The sequence below is a fragment of the Achromobacter sp. D7-1 genome, assembly GCF_059760445.1.
This window is the reverse complement of record NZ_JCBAMT010000022.1, coordinates 72,780-86,557: the sequence shown is the minus strand read 5'-3', so window position 1 is coordinate 86,557 and position 13,778 is coordinate 72,780. Positions and strand designations below refer to the sequence as shown.

The following is a 13,778-nucleotide window of genomic DNA, read 5'->3' as shown; positions in this document are numbered from 1 at the left end:
GCCGGGCGCAGGCGTGGCCACCGGCCCGGCCACGGGCCCCGCCCCCACCAAGGGCGACGACACCCCCGCCAAGCTGGACGACCTGGGCGCGCTGATTGCCACCCTGCCCACCTCCAAGGGGCCTGCCGTAGCCTCCGCCGCGCCGTCCGCCGCCCCCAGCCAGGCGCCCACGCCGATCTCCAAGGCCGCGCCCGCGCCGGCTCCCAAGCCGGCCGCCAGCGCGTCCGCGGCCAACGGCACGTACTACCTGCAGGCCGGCGCATTCCGCGGTGAAAACGACGCGGAATCCCTCAAGGCCCGCATCATCCTGCTGGGCCTGCCGGTGGCGGTGCAAAAGGCCGAAGTGAACGGCAAGGCCATCAACCGGGTCAGGGTGGGTCCCTTTGCCCGCCTGGACGACATGAACCGGGCCCGCGGCCGCCTGGGCGAGAACAAGATCGAAACCGCCGTGGTGCGCCAGTAATGCGCGCCGCCGCGCCCGCCAGCATTGAACTTATCCGGCCCCGGGCCTGTCTGTAACTTTTTACTCAGGAACCTCTCATCCATGCTGTCCCCCAAGATAATCCGCATCCTGGCCGCGGCCGCGCTGACCGCCACGGCTTTCTTCAGCCCGGCAAGCCACGCGCAAGGCGCGCAGCAATCCATCGCCATCAATCCGCCGCTGCCGTCGGACACCCCGGGCAAGATCGAGGTCCTGGAATTCTTCGCCTACACCTGCCCGCACTGCGCCGCCATGGAGCCCATGGTTGAAGACTGGGCCAAGACCGCACCGCCGGACGTGGTGCTCAAGCAGGTTCCGATCGCTTTCAACGCCGGCATGAAGCCGCTGCAGCAGCTCTACTACACGCTGCTGGCCCTGGACCGCCCGGACCTGCACCCCAAGGTTTTCGCCGCCATCCACGGCGAACACAAGCGCCTGTTCGACAAGAAGGCGATGGGTGAATGGGCCGCGACCCAAGGCGTGGACCGCGAGAAGTTCGACTCGGTCTTCGATTCGTTCAGCGTGCAGACGCAGGTGCAGCGCGCCAACCAGCTGGCCGAGGCCTACCGCATCGACGGCACCCCGTCGTTCGCTGTCGGCGGCAAGTTCATGACCTCGCCCGTCATGGCCGGCAACAGCTACGAAGGCGCACTGAAGGAAGTGACCCGCCTGATCCCGCTGACGCGCAACTGATACTTTTCAGCCAGAATACGCAACGCCCCGAGCCGCCAGGCCGGGGCGTTTTTCTTTGCCGTTGGCGCCCGGGCCCGCGCTACACTTTCCGCACAACAATTCGCCGCGATAGCGGCACATAACGGGTGGAAGACAAATGAAGCAGCGATTCCCGCGCAGCCGCGCGATGCTGGGCCTGTGCCTGGCGCTGGCCGCCAGCCTGGCCCAGGCCAATGAAGCCGATGGCGTGAAGATCGGCGTACTCACGGACATGGCGGGCGTCACCGCCGACGCCACCGGCAAGGGCTCGGTCGAAGCCGCCCGCCTGGCCATCGAGGAAATGGGCGGCACCCTGCTGGGCAAGCCCATTTCGCTGGTATCGGGCGACCACCAGCATCGGCCCGACATCGGCAGCAGCATGGCGCGCAAGTGGTACGACACCGATGGCGTGGACGTGATCGTGGACGTGCCCAATTCCTCGGTGGCGCTGGCGGTGCAGGGCATCGCGCGCGACAAGAAAAAGCTGGTGCTGTTCTCCAGCCCCGGCACCACCGCGTTGACCCAGGCACAATGCTCGCCCTACGGCGTGCAATGGACCTACACCACCTACGCGCTCTCGCGCGGGACGGCGACCGCGGTGGTCAACGAAGGCAACAAGCGCTGGTTCATCCTGGCGTCCGACTACGCCTTTGGCAAGCAGCTGGCAGCGGACACCGAAACCGTGGTCAAGGCCAACGGCGGCGAGGTCGTCGGCACCGTCTACCACCCGCTGAACGCCTCGGATTTCGCGTCCTTCCTGTTGCAGGCGCAAGCCTCCAAGGCACAGATCATCGCCATCGCCAACGCGGGCGGCGACACCATCTCGGCCATCAAGCAGGCGGCGGAATTCGGCATCGGCGGCGCGCAGCAGCTGGCCGCCATGCTGCTGCTGATCACGGACGTGCACAGCCTGGGCCTGCAGGCCGCGCAGAAAACCTATCTGACGGTTCCGTCCTACTGGGACATGAACGACGGCACGCGCGCCTTCGCCAAGAAGTTCGAGGCCCGCGTGGGGCGTCCGCCCACCTTCCTGCAGGCCGGCGTCTATGGATCGGTGCGCCATTACCTGCAAGCCGTGAAGGCCGCCGGCACGGTGGACGCCGATGCCGTCATGGCCAAGATGAAATCGCTGCCCATCGACGATCCCTTCAGCCTGAATGCGCGTATCCGCAAGGACGGCCTGGTGGTACGCGACATGATGCTGGCGCAGGTCAAGACGCCGGCGCAGTCCAAGGCGCCCTGGGACTACTACAACATCGTGCGCAACATCCCCGGCGCCACGCTGGCCTGGCCCTTGTCGGAAAGCCAATGCCCGCTGGTCAAGCCATGACGCAAGCGGTTAGCCAGGCGGCAGTTACCCTGTCCGACTTCGGCAGCTTTTACGCGGGTGGCCGGCAGGTGCGCATCGACGGCCAGCCACAGCGCGACATCGCGTTCACGCAGAGCGCGTCGCTGGCGTATGACCCCAACGGCCTGTATCACTTCGAGCAGGCCTACGTGCAGTACTTCATCCCGGCCCGGCTGGCGCATCCGCTGCCCATCGTGCTGCTGCATGGCGGCGGCATGACGGGCGCGATGTGGGAACAGACGCCGGATGGAAGGCCGGGCTGGATGCAGCATTTCCTGCGCCAGGGCCACGCGGTCTATGTCGTGGACAACGTCGAGCGCGGCCGTGCGGGATGGGCGCCCTTCAAGGAAGTCTGGCCCGAGCCGCCCATCATCCGCAATGCCGAAGAGAGCTGGACGCTGTTCCGCTTCGGGCGCGCCGAAGACTACGCGGCGCGCCGTCCCTTTGCGGGACTACGCTTTCCGGTCGCAGCCTTCGATGCCTTCATCCGCCACGCGGTGCCGCGCTGGCTGGGCAACAACGATGCGGCGCTGCGCGGATTCTGCGCGGTGCTGGAGCGGGTGGGGCCTTGTCTGGTCATGGCGCACAGTCACGGCGGCGAGGTCGCCTACCGCGCCCTGCATGCGCGGCCGGACCTGGTGCGCGGCGTCATCGGCATCGAGCCCTCGGGCTTCTCGCCCGAGGTCGCGGCCCAGGCCGTGGCGGACAAGCCTTTCCTGTTCGTCTATGGCGACTACCTGGACGCCACGCCGCTGTGGGAAACGCTGTGCATCACCGGACAGGCCTATGCCGATGAGCTGGCGCGCCAGGGCGCCCGCGTGCAGACTTGGCGCCTGGCCGACATGGGCATCGGCGGCAATTCGCACATGCCCATGATGGACGACAACAGCGACGACATCGCCGCGCGCATCGGCGCGTGGATACGCGGCAAGGCCGCCTGAGGCGGCCTTGCCACGCTCAGTTCAGCCCTGGACGGCCGCGGCCTTTTCCAGCGCCTGGGTCAGGTCGGCGATGATGTCCTCCGGCGATTCCAGGCCGATGTGCAGGCGTACCAGGGCGTTGTCGCCTTCGCCCCAATAGCGGTGCTTGGACAGGTCCTTGCCCGACACTAGCTGCACCAGGCTTTCGTAGCCGCCCCAGGAAAAGCCGATGCCGAACAGCGTCAGTGAATCCACGAACACGCGCGCCGCCGCCGGCGACAGGCGCAGTTCGACGGACAGCATACCGTTGGAGCCAGTGCAATCGCGTTGCCACAACGCGTGGCCGGGATCCTGCGGCCAGGCCGGATGGAACAAGCGTACCGTCTCGGGACGGCTCTTGAAGAATTCGCACACCTGCAAGGCATGACGCGCATGCTGCGCCATGCGGATGGGCATGGTGCGCACGCCGCGCAAGGCCAGCCAGGCGTCGTCCGCGCTGATGGAATAACCCATGGCGTACTGCGTGCGGTTGAGCTTGCGGGCGATCTCTTCGTCATTGGTGACGACGGCGCCCAGCATCAGGTCGGAGTGTCCGCCTACGTACTTGGTGCCTGCAATGACGGACACCTGCGCGCCCAGCGTCAGCGGGCGGTAGATGTAGCCCGAGCCCCAGGTATTGTCGGTGGCCAGCACCAGGCCTCGACTCTGCGCGAAGGCGGCCATGGCGCCCATGTCCAGCATCTCGAACAGCAGGGATCCGGGCGATTCCACGTACAACAGCTTGGTGTTCGGACGCACCAGCTCTTCCAGGTCCTCGCCGGCGGCGAAGTACGTGATCTCGATGTTCATGCGCTTGAGCACCGCGTCGTCCAGCTCGCGCATCGGGCCATAGACGCAGTCCGAGATCAGCGCGTGGTCGCCGGCCGAGCACAGGGCCATCATGACCATGGTCATGGCCGACAGGCCCGAGGACGCCAGGTAGCAATGCGTGCCGCCTTCGAGCTGGGTGAAGACCTCTTCCAGCGCCGCATGCGTGTCCATGCCCATGCGCCCGTAGGTGGAGGCACGGCCGCCTGCCGCCTTGCTGCGCTGCGCCTTCTCGAGCGCGGCGAGGTTCTCGAAGCGCACCGTGCTGGCGCGCATCGGCGGCAGAGGCACCGGCGCCGTGCCGGTTTCTGGGTTGAACGGGGCGGTGCCTGCGTGCTGCAGAAGCGTATCGATGTGTTTGGTGGGCATCTTCAGTGGACTGCTTGCGTAGGGACAGGGGCGGAATAAAGGCGATCAGGATGAACCATATCAGGCCAGGCGCGGCCTGTCCCTATTCGCCGATCCAGGTGACGGTTTCGGACTGCGAGGCGCGGCTGGTGCGGTAGCTGTTGGCGGGATGCGCCGTGTCCGCATAGCCGAAGGAAATGCCGCAGACCACGCGCCGGTCCGCCGCGATGCCGAGCTCCTCGCGCAGCACTTCCGGGTACATGGCCAGGGATGCCTGGGCAACCGTGGCCACGCCGTTGGCCTGGGCTGCCAGCAGGAAATTGGCCACATAGCCGCCGCAATCCATTGCGCCGTATTCGCCCAGCGCCTCGTCGGTGGTGACGATGGCCACGTGCGGCGCGTCGAACAGTTGGAAATTGCGCATTTCCTGGCGGCGGTAGGCCTCGCGGTCGCCGCGCGCCACGCCGACCGCGCCATACAGCTGGAAGCCTGATTCGCGCCGTCGGGCCAGGTACTCGCCCTGGTATTCGCGCGGAAACGGAAAATCCGGCGTGAAGCCAGACTGTTCCGCGCGGCGTTGCAGCGCGCCGCGCAGGCGTTCCGTGCCCGCGCCTTCGGTGATCGTCACCTGCCAGGGCTGACAATTGCACCAGGAGGCGGTGCGCTGCGCCAGGGCCAGGACGCGTTCGATGGTGCCGCGCGCCACCGGCTCGGGCAGGAATGCGCGGCAGCTGTGACGCGCTTGCAGCCACGCCTCGAGCGAGGCGTCGGGGCGCGCATCGGCGCCCTGCAAGGGTTCCGGGGATTGCGGCATGGCGGTGGGGGGCATGGCTGTTGTCTCTCCTGGTCGGCCCGGCAGGTCCCGCAAGGGACGCATGGGGCATGCATGATGGGCACGTCTTTGCCTTTATGATGCCACTTCCGGCCGCCTAGAGCCGGCCGACCCGTTCCAGGCGACCCCTCATGCTGCCCATCGACACCCTGATCGCATTCTTCGGCATTGCCGTCCTGCTGGCCCTGACTCCGGGGCCGGACAATTTGTTCGTGCTGATGCAGTCCGCCATCTGGGGCCGCAAAGCTGGCATGTTCGTGGTGCTGGGACTGTGCACGGGGCTGCTGGGGCATACGGCCGCCGTGGCCGTGGGACTGGCCGCCGTGTTCGCGGCCTCGCCCATGGCCTTCACCGTGCTCAAGCTGGCGGGCGCCGCCTACCTGGCCTATCTGGCGTGGCAGATCCTGCGCGCGCCGGTCGAATCCGAAGACGGCAAGCGTCCCGAACCCTTGCGGCCCGCCGCGCTGTACCGCCGCGGCATCGTGATGAATCTGACCAACCCCAAGGTGCTGCTGTTCTTCTTCGCCTTCCTGCCGCAGTTCACCTCGCCGGCGCTGGGTCCGGTAGGTTTGCAGACCATGCAGCTGGGCGCGGTCTTCATGGTGGTCACGCTGCTGGTGTTCGGCGCCATTGCGTTCTTCTCGGGCGCGTTCGGTGAACTGCTGCAGCGCTCGGTGACCGCCAAGCGCTGGCTGAACCGGATTGCCGCGCTGGTGTTCGTCGGACTGGCCGTGCGGTTGGCTACGGCCACGCGTTAGGCGGCGCGGCGGCCCATGCGCGCCGCCTTTCTGCCCGCCACGCTCAGACGGCCGAGAACCGCACGATGCCGTCTTCGCCCAGCGCGCGCTTGAGCTTGCCTTCGAAATACAGCGCATGCAGGTGCGCCAGCGCCTCGCCCATGGCGAAGGTCAGCTGGTGCAGGTCCAGCTTGCGCTTGAACAGCACCGGCACGATATCCGTGGTCGATTGCGGCTGGATGGCACAAGCTTCCAGCACTTCGGCCAGGCGGTCGCGATGGTGTTCATGCTGTTGCGCGATGCGCTCATGCAGGCCCTTGAAGGGCCGGCCGTGCGAGGGCAGCACCAGCGTGTCCTGGGGCAGGTCGGCGTAGCCGTCCAGCGAACGCAGGTACAGGGGCAGGGGATTGGCGTCCGGCTCGTAGTCGAACACGCTGACGTTGGTGGAAATGCGCGGCAGCACCATGTCGCCCGAGATCAGCACGCCGAGATCCGGTGAAAACAGCGAAGCGTGCTCAGGCGCATGCCCATAGCCCACGATCACGCGCCAGTCGCGCCCGCCGATGCGCACCGCGTCGCCATGCAGGATGCGCGTATAGCGCGCAGGCACGGCCGGCACCAGATTGGGGTAGTAGTTGGCGCGCTGGCGAATCTGCTCTTGCGCGTCCAGGTCGGTCAGGCCGTGGCGGGCGAAGTGGTCCACCGCCGATTGGCCGCCCGGGCCGCCGCCCGCGTCGCCGCGGCGCGAGGACCACAGCGAGGCCACCACGAAGTCCGTCATCGTCATCCACAGTGGCGCATTCCAGCGTTCGCACAGCCAATGCGCCAGGCCGATGTGGTCGGGGTGCATGTGGGTGACGATGACGCGCAGCACCGGCAGGCCTTCCAGTTCGGTCTCGAACACGCGTTCCCACAACGTCTTCACTTCATCTCGCGTGATGCCGCAGTCGACGATGGTCCAGCCGTCGCGGCCGTCGATGTTGTCGCGCAGCAGCCAGAGGTTGATATGATCCAGCGCGAACGGCAGAGGCATCCTGATCCATTTGACCCCTTCCGCCACCACGTGCGAACGGCCGGGTTCGGGCTGGAAATCAGTCCAGGGATATTGCAGTTTCTGTTCGTTCGGGTTCATTGCCTCTCCTCCACGCTTGACGATCGGGTCAAGTCATCATAATTTACGTTTACGTAAACTGCCATATCTCGCATGTCCCCGTCAACCTGGACTATCTCAGAGCTCTCCCGCGAGTTCGACGTCACGCCCCGCACGATCCGCTTCTACGAAGACCAGGGGATCGTCAGCCCGGCGCGCGAAGGGCGCAACCGCATCTTCGGGCCGCGCGACCGCACGCGCCTGAAGCTGGCCCTGCGCGGCAAGCGCCTGGGCCTGCAATTGTCCGAGATCCTGACCCTGATTGACATGTATGACGGGCCGGGCGACACCGAGGTCCAGCTGCGCCAATACTTGAGCGTACTGGAACAGCACCGCAGCACCCTGGAACAGCAGCGCCGCGACATCGAGGATACCCTGCACGAAATTTCGCAGCAGGAACAGCAATGCCGCGATCTGCTCGCGCAGAAGCCCTAGGAACGTGGGCGTGGGCGCTTTGCAAACCCTTGCGCTGTTCATCCTGACGGCGCTGGCCGAGATCGTTGGCTGCTATCTTCCTTACCTGTGGCTGCGCAAGGGCCACTCCATCTGGCTGCTCGCGCCCGCGGCGGCCAGCCTGGCGCTGTTTGCCTGGCTGCTGACGCTGCACCCCACGGCTTCGGGCCGCGTCTATGCGGCGTATGGCGGCGTGTACATCGGCATGGCGCTGCTGTGGCTGTGGGCCGTGGACGGCGTGCGCCCCAGCACGAGCGACTGGCTGGGCGTGGGCCTGTGCCTGGCTGGCATGCTGGTAATCATGTTCGGACCGCGCAGCGCGTAGGCAGCGGCGCGTCCAAGAAAGGCGCCGCGAAACGCCGCAGCCTTGGGACGGCTCGAAAAAAAAGCGCGCGTACCCTGGAAGGTCGCGCGCTTTTTGTTGGACAAAGCTTACTCAGCCTTGATATTGCCTTCCTTGATGACCCGCGCATTGTTCGCGAATTCCGCTTGCACCTGCTTGGCGAACGCGTCACCCACGGCCGTGCCCGGCTGCAGGTAGGACTTGGCCAGCAAGTCCTGGAACTCGGCGCTGGCGACGGCCTTGACCAAGGCGGCCTGTAGCGGCTGCGCAACCGTGGCCGGCAGATTGGCCGGCGCGAACACGCCGAAGTTCGAGTAGTACTGCGCCTGCGGCATCTTCAGTTCGGCCATGGTGGGCACGTCCGGCCAGGCGGCCAGGCGCTCGGGCGCCATCACGGCCAGGGGCTTGAGCGCGCCGTTGGCGACGTGCGGCAGCACCACATCGCTGTTGACCACCAGCAGTTCGACCACGCCGCCCAGGCCGTCGGTCAGCGCCTGGCTGTTGCCGCGGTAGGGCACGTGCAACATCTTGGTGCCGGTCTGAGCCGTGACGGCCGACATGCCGATGTGGGCCACGGTGCCCTGGCCCGGCGTGCCGTAGCGCACGCCGTCCGGGTGCGACTTGGCATAGTCGATCAGGCCGGCGAAGTCCTTCACCGGCAGCGCCTTGGTGGCGACAATGGCGACGGGCGCCACGGCCACGCTGGCCACCGGCGTCAGGTCCTTCATCGGGTCGTAGTTGGTCTTGGCCAAATGCGGGAAGATCGTCAGCGGGCTGGTGGAGGCCAGCAGCAAGGTGGTGCCATCCGGCTGCGCGCGTGCCACGAAGTCGGTGCCCACGGACGCGCCCGCGCCCGGCTTGTTCTCGACGATCACGGTTACGTTGCTTTCCTTGCGCAGCACGTCGCCCAGGCGGCGTCCGATCGCGTCGGCGCTGCCGCCGGCGGTGTAGGGCACCACCAGCGTGACGGGCTTGGCCGGCCAGCTTTGCGCCATCGCGCCGCTGGCCATGATTGCCAAGGCCGCCCCCGCGGCCTTGATCAGCAATGTCTTCTTTTTCATATCGTCCTAGTAATGTTGCGTGGCACTGCGTCAGATAAAACGAAAAGCATGAAGCACATCAGGCCAGATAGCGTTGCGCCAGGCGTACCCAGTACGACGCGCCAGCCGGAATCAGGGAATCGTTGAAGTCATAGCTGGCGTTGTGCAGCATGCAGGGCCCCAGGCCATGGCCCGCCATGCGGTGCTCGCCGTCGCCGTTGCCCAGGAACACGTAGCAGCCAGGCTTTTCCTGCAGCAGGAAGGCAAAATCCTCGGAAGCCATGGCCGGCTCGATCACCAATGCCTTGTCCTCACCCACCACCTCGCGCATGACTTCCATGCAGAACTCGGTCTCGGCCACGGTGTTCACCAGCGCCGGGTAGCGGCGCTCGAAGAACACGTCGGCCTCGCAGCCGTGCGCGGCCGCGATGTTGCCGGCGATCTCGTTCATGCGGCGTTCGATCAGGTCGACCACGTCGGTGCTGTAGGCCCGCACCGAGCCGCCCAGCCAGGCGTTATTGGGAATGACGTTGATCACGCTGCCGCCGGCCTGCACCTGGGTGATCGACAGCACCGCGGCGTCCAGCGGACGCTTGCTGCGCGTGAGGATGGTCTGCAGGGACTGGCCGATGGCGAACAGCGCGGGCACCGGATCGCTGCAATCCTGCGGCGCGGCGGCGTGGCCGCCCTTGCCGCGCACGGTGATCTTGAAGCCGTTGGCGGCCGCCATCATCGGGCCGGCACAGACGCCGAAGGTCCCGGCGGCCAACCCCGGCCAATTGTGCATGCCGAACACAGCCTCGCAGGGAAAGCGTTCGAACAGGCCGTCCTGGATCATGGCGCGGCCGCCGGCACCGCCTTCCTCGGCTGGCTGGAAGCACAGGTACACGGTGCCGTCGAAGCCGCCCTCGGCCTGCAAGTGGCGCGCGGCAGCCAGCAGCATGGCGGTGTGGCCGTCGTGCCCGCAGCCGTGCATCTTGCCGTCATGGCGCGAACGGTGATCGAACTGGTTCTCTTCCTGCATGGGCAGCGCATCCATATCGGCGCGCAGCATGATGGCGCGATCCGACGCGCCGCGCTTGATCACGCCGACCACCCCGGTCTTGGCGATGCCGGTGTGGGTCTCGATGCCCCAGCCGCGCAGCGTGTCCGCCACCACCTTGGCCGTGCGGTGCTCTTCGTAGCAAAGCTCCGGATGCATGTGAATGTCACGCCGCAGCGCCACAATTTCGTCCAGATTGGTCAGTTCGAGCACGGCAAACTCCATCGCAATAATTCAGGATTCAAGGATCGGCTGGAATCTTACCCAGGGCCGCTCCCCCGGTAACACGCAATTACCTAGGGATAACCCGACTCCAATTTACGTTTACGTAAACGTAATATTTGCGGTGCATCATTGCCTAGCGATGGCCGATCGGCGCATCATGAGCCACGCGCGGCAATCCGGCGCCGGAGCCAGGCGCCCACAAAATAGTAAGTACCTACTATCACGGAGACAGCGATGAACCTTCCCGGCCTGAACTTCGACCTGGGCGAAGATCTGGACATGCTGCGCGACGCGGTGCGCAATTTTGCGCAAGCCGAGATCGCGCCGCGCGCCGCAGAAGTGGACCGCAGCGACCAGTTCCCCATGGATCTCTGGCGCAAATTCGGCGAACTGGGCGTGCTGGGCATGACGGCCGACGAGGAATACGGCGGCGCAAAAATGGGCTATCTGGCCCACATGATCGTGATGGAGGAAATCTCCCGCGCCAGCGCCTCGGTCGGCCTGTCCTACGGCGCCCACTCCAACCTGTGCGTGAACCAGATCAATCGCAACGGCACTGCGGCCCAGAAGGCCAAGTACCTGCCCAAGCTGATTTCCGGCGAACACGTGGGCGCGCTGGCCATGAGCGAGCCGGGCGCCGGTTCCGACGTGGTCAGCATGAAGCTGCGCGCCGACAAGAAGGGCGACCGCTACGTGCTGAACGGCACCAAGATGTGGATCACCAACGGCCCCGACGCCGACACCCTGGTGGTCTACGCCAAGACCGACCCCGAAGCCCATCAGCGCGGCATCACCGCCTTCCTGGTCGAAAAGGGTTTCAAGGGCTTTTCCGTGGCGCAGAAGCTGGACAAGCTGGGCATGCGCGGCAGCCACACCGGCGAACTGGTGTTCCAGGACTGCGAAATTCCCGAAGAGAACGTGCTGGGCCAGGTCAACGGCGGCGTCAAGGTGCTGATGAGCGGCCTGGACTACGAACGCGCGGTGCTGTCCGGCGGCCCGGTGGGCATCATGCAGGCCGTGATGGACGTCGTCGTCCCCTATATCCATGACCGCAAGCAGTTCGGCCAGGCCATCGGCGAATTCCAACTCATCCAGGGCAAGGTCGCCGATCTGTACACCACGCTGCAGGCCAGCCGCGCCTTCTGCTATCAGGTCGGCAAGAACCTGGACCGCCTGGGCGCCGAGCACGTGCGCCAGGTGCGCAAGGACTGCGCCGCGCTGATTCTGTACACGGCCGAAAAAGCCACCTGGATGGCGGGCGAGGGCGTGCAGATCCTGGGCGGCAACGGCTACATCAACGAATACCCGGTGGGCCGCCTGTGGCGCGACGCCAAGCTGTACGAGATCGGCGCCGGCACCAGCGAAATCCGCCGCATGCTGATCGGCCGCGAACTGTTCAACGAAACCGCCTGAGCACGCATCCATGATCCGCATGTCCGACGTCCAGCACATCGAGCAGGCGCCCGCGCCGGGGCCTGCACCGCTAGACGTCGCGCGGCTGATCCTGGCGGGCTTCGATCGCCACTACGCGCTGTTCCGCTACAGCGCCCAGCGCGCCAAGGCATTGTTCGAATCCGGCGATTGGCACGGCATCCAGCGCCTGTCGCGCGAGCGCATCGAGTACTACGACATGCGGGTGCGCGAATGCGCCACCCAACTCGAAGGCGTGCTGCGCGGCCGCCCCGAAGGCGCGGTGGGCGCCAACGGCAGCACGGCGCCCACCCTGAGCGACGAACAGACCGCGTTCTGGCAGCAGATCAAGCAGGAATTCGTGGGCCTGCTGGGCGACCACCGCCAGCCCGAATGCGCCGAGACCTTCTTCAACTCGGTCTCCTGCCGCATCCTGCACCGCGACTATTTCCACAACGCCTTCCTGTTCGTCCGCCCGGCCATCGCCACCGATTACCTGGACAGCAGCATCCCCTCGTACCGGGTCTACTACCCGGCCACGGACGGGTTGGAGAAAAGCCTGATCCGCATGGTGGCGGACTTCGGTCTGGCGCTGCCCTTTGAAGACCTGCCGCGCGACACGCGGCTGCTGGCGCGCGCCGCGGTCAAGCAACTGCGCGCGACACTGCCGCGCCACGTCGGCCGCCGCATCGCCAGCGACTGCCAGATCCACGCGCTGGGCTCGCTGTTCTTCCGCAACAAGGGCGCCTACATCGTCGGCCGCCTGATCAACCAGGGTACGGTATATCCCTTCGCGGTGGCGCTGATGCGCAACCCGGCGGGCCAGGTCGTGCTGGATGCGCTGCTGCTGGGCGCCGACGACCTGAGCACGCTGTTCAGCTTCACCCGCGCCTACTTCCTGGTGGACATGGAAACGCCGGCCGCGGTGGTGAACTTCCTGTCCAGCCTGCTGCCGCGCAAGCCCAAGGCCGAGCTCTACACCATGATCGGCCTGCAGAAGCAGGGCAAGACGCTGTTCTACCGCGACTTCCTGCATCACCTGGCCCATTCGCGCGACGCCTTCGACATCGCCCCCGGCATCAAGGGCATGGTGATGTGCGTGTTCACGCTGCCGTCCTATCCCTACGTGTTCAAACTCATCAAGGACCGCATCGACAAGGACGGCATGGACCATGCCACCGTGCGCCGCAAGTACCAGATGGTGAAGCTGCACGACCGCGTCGGCCGCATGGCCGACACCTGGGAATACTCGCAGGTGGCGCTGCCGCGCGCGCGCTTCGCGCCGGCGCTGCTGGAAGAACTGCGCCGGCTGGTACCCAGCCTGATAGAGGAAACCGGCGACACGGTGGTCATCCGCCATGTCTACATCGAACGGCGCATGACGCCCTTGAACATCTATCTGCGCCAGGCCTCGGACGCGCTGCTGGACCCGGCCGTGCGCGAATACGGGGACGCCATCCGCCAGCTGGCCGCGGCCAATATTTTCCCCGGGGACATGCTGTACAAGAACTTCGGCGTCACCCGCTTGGGCCGCGTCGTTTTCTACGATTACGACGAAATCCAGCGCATGACCGAAATGAATTTCCGGCGCATCCCGCCCGCCCCCAACGAAGAGGCGGAACTGGCGTCCGAACCCTGGTACGCCATTGGTCCGAATGATGTGTTCCCCGAGGAATTCGGACGTTTCCTGCTGGGCGACCCGCGCGTGCGCGGCGCCTTCATGCGTCACCATGCCGACCTGCTGGAACCGGACTGGTGGCAGGCCTGCCGCACCCATGTGGCGCAAGGCCGGATTGAAGAATTTTTCCCTTACGATACGGACAGACGCCTGCGTCCGGAATGCCCTCCAGGCGACCACGCGGCCTCGTAAC

Annotated in this window: 14 protein-coding genes; 9 read left to right on the top strand and 5 right to left on the bottom strand. The window is 66.2% G+C overall.

Annotation, left to right across the window (positions count from 1 at the left end):
* The 4 genes from AC6LKD_RS12405 to AC6LKD_RS12390 form a co-directional block, all read left to right on the top strand.
* Positions 1-463 (top strand): SPOR domain-containing protein (locus tag AC6LKD_RS12405; RefSeq protein ID WP_498116385.1); only part of this gene is annotated, 463 nt, incomplete at its 5' end.
* Between the two features lie 81 nt (positions 464-544).
* Positions 545-1,174 (top strand): thiol:disulfide interchange protein DsbA/DsbL, encoded by a 630-nt coding sequence (locus AC6LKD_RS12400; RefSeq protein ID WP_013390890.1) that lies wholly within the window; start codon positions 545-547, stop codon positions 1,172-1,174.
* Between the two features lie 136 nt (positions 1,175-1,310).
* Complete coding sequence (locus AC6LKD_RS12395; RefSeq protein WP_498116384.1) at positions 1,311-2,522, top strand: ABC transporter substrate-binding protein; 1,212 nt, start codon at positions 1,311-1,313, stop codon at positions 2,520-2,522.
* Positions 2,501-3,481, top strand: coding sequence for an alpha/beta hydrolase (locus AC6LKD_RS12390; protein ID WP_498116383.1), 981 nt, complete (start codon positions 2,501-2,503; stop codon positions 3,479-3,481). Before AC6LKD_RS12395 ends, AC6LKD_RS12390 begins: the two co-directional genes overlap by 22 nt.
* A gap of 21 nt (positions 3,482-3,502) precedes the next feature.
* On the opposite strand, the gene metC is transcribed toward AC6LKD_RS12390, so the two are convergent.
* Positions 3,503-4,696, bottom strand: a complete 1,194-nt coding sequence (gene metC, locus AC6LKD_RS12385; protein ID WP_371819154.1) for a cystathionine beta-lyase — start codon at positions 4,694-4,696, stop codon at positions 3,503-3,505.
* Between the two features lie 82 nt (positions 4,697-4,778).
* Positions 4,779-5,504, bottom strand: a complete 726-nt coding sequence (locus AC6LKD_RS12380; RefSeq protein WP_498116382.1) for a nitroreductase — start codon at positions 5,502-5,504, stop codon at positions 4,779-4,781.
* A gap of 134 nt (positions 5,505-5,638) precedes the next feature.
* Here AC6LKD_RS12380 and AC6LKD_RS12375 point away from each other — a divergent pair, with 134 nt between their 5' ends.
* Positions 5,639-6,265: a LysE family translocator gene (locus AC6LKD_RS12375; RefSeq protein WP_498116381.1), complete on the top strand. Its 627-nt coding sequence runs from the start codon at positions 5,639-5,641 to the stop codon at positions 6,263-6,265.
* A gap of 43 nt (positions 6,266-6,308) precedes the next feature.
* Here the strand turns inward: AC6LKD_RS12375 and AC6LKD_RS12370 are convergent, their stop codons facing one another.
* The gene (locus AC6LKD_RS12370) at positions 6,309-7,376 is read right to left on the bottom strand and encodes an MBL fold metallo-hydrolase (protein WP_498116380.1); all 1,068 of its coding nucleotides are present in this window, start codon (positions 7,374-7,376) and stop codon (positions 6,309-6,311) included.
* 72 nt (positions 7,377-7,448) lie between these two features.
* Here AC6LKD_RS12370 and AC6LKD_RS12365 point away from each other — a divergent pair, with 72 nt between their 5' ends.
* Both AC6LKD_RS12365 and AC6LKD_RS12360 read left to right on the top strand, forming a co-directional pair.
* Positions 7,449-7,829 carry a MerR family transcriptional regulator gene (locus AC6LKD_RS12365; RefSeq protein ID WP_013390883.1) on the top strand — a complete coding sequence of 127 codons (381 nt, stop codon included), beginning with the start codon at positions 7,449-7,451 and terminating at the stop codon, positions 7,827-7,829.
* A 10-nt stretch (positions 7,830-7,839) separates the two neighbouring features.
* Complete coding sequence (locus AC6LKD_RS12360) at positions 7,840-8,172, top strand: YnfA family protein (protein WP_498116379.1); 333 nt, start codon at positions 7,840-7,842, stop codon at positions 8,170-8,172.
* A gap of 107 nt (positions 8,173-8,279) precedes the next feature.
* On the opposite strand, the gene AC6LKD_RS12355 is transcribed toward AC6LKD_RS12360, so the two are convergent.
* Both AC6LKD_RS12355 and AC6LKD_RS12350 read right to left on the bottom strand, forming a co-directional pair.
* On the bottom strand, positions 8,280-9,251 hold the full coding sequence (locus AC6LKD_RS12355; RefSeq protein WP_498116378.1) for a Bug family tripartite tricarboxylate transporter substrate binding protein: 972 nt from the start codon (positions 9,249-9,251) through the stop codon (positions 8,280-8,282).
* A gap of 58 nt (positions 9,252-9,309) precedes the next feature.
* Positions 9,310-10,485 carry a M20 aminoacylase family protein gene (locus AC6LKD_RS12350; protein ID WP_498116376.1) on the bottom strand — a complete coding sequence of 392 codons (1,176 nt, stop codon included), beginning with the start codon at positions 10,483-10,485 and terminating at the stop codon, positions 9,310-9,312.
* Positions 10,486-10,731: 246 nt separating this feature from the next.
* Between AC6LKD_RS12350 and AC6LKD_RS12345 the strand changes: the two genes are divergently transcribed.
* Both AC6LKD_RS12345 and aceK read left to right on the top strand, forming a co-directional pair.
* Entirely contained in the window at positions 10,732-11,910 is a 1,179-nt protein-coding gene (locus AC6LKD_RS12345; RefSeq protein ID WP_207473911.1) for an isovaleryl-CoA dehydrogenase, read from the top strand.
* A gap of 10 nt (positions 11,911-11,920) precedes the next feature.
* Positions 11,921-13,777 carry a bifunctional isocitrate dehydrogenase kinase/phosphatase gene (gene aceK, locus AC6LKD_RS12340; protein ID WP_498116375.1) on the top strand — a complete coding sequence of 619 codons (1,857 nt, stop codon included), beginning with the start codon at positions 11,921-11,923 and terminating at the stop codon, positions 13,775-13,777.
* Position 13,778: the final 1 nt, after the last annotated feature.

Excerpts from the sequence above, each read along its gene's own strand:
- AC6LKD_RS12345 (WP_207473911.1), top strand. The coding sequence starts at position 10,732 with ATGAACCTTCCCGGCCTGAACTTCGACCTGGGCGAAGATCTGGACATG.
- AC6LKD_RS12390 (WP_498116383.1), top strand. The coding sequence starts at position 2,501 with ATGCCCGCTGGTCAAGCCATGACGCAAGCGGTTAGCCAGGCGGCAGTT.
- AC6LKD_RS12355 (WP_498116378.1), bottom strand. The coding sequence starts at position 9,251 with ATGAAAAAGAAGACATTGCTGATCAAGGCCGCGGGGGCGGCCTTGGCA.
- AC6LKD_RS12380 (WP_498116382.1), bottom strand. The coding sequence starts at position 5,504 with ATGCCCCCCACCGCCATGCCGCAATCCCCGGAACCCTTGCAGGGCGCC.
- AC6LKD_RS12375 (WP_498116381.1), top strand. The coding sequence starts at position 5,639 with ATGCTGCCCATCGACACCCTGATCGCATTCTTCGGCATTGCCGTCCTG.
- AC6LKD_RS12365 (WP_013390883.1), top strand. The coding sequence starts at position 7,449 with ATGTCCCCGTCAACCTGGACTATCTCAGAGCTCTCCCGCGAGTTCGAC.
- metC (WP_371819154.1), bottom strand. The coding sequence starts at position 4,696 with ATGCCCACCAAACACATCGATACGCTTCTGCAGCACGCAGGCACCGCC.
- AC6LKD_RS12400 (WP_013390890.1), top strand. The coding sequence starts at position 545 with ATGCTGTCCCCCAAGATAATCCGCATCCTGGCCGCGGCCGCGCTGACC.
- AC6LKD_RS12395 (WP_498116384.1), top strand. The coding sequence starts at position 1,311 with ATGAAGCAGCGATTCCCGCGCAGCCGCGCGATGCTGGGCCTGTGCCTG.
- aceK (WP_498116375.1), top strand. The coding sequence starts at position 11,921 with ATGATCCGCATGTCCGACGTCCAGCACATCGAGCAGGCGCCCGCGCCG.
- AC6LKD_RS12370 (WP_498116380.1), bottom strand. The coding sequence starts at position 7,376 with ATGAACCCGAACGAACAGAAACTGCAATATCCCTGGACTGATTTCCAG.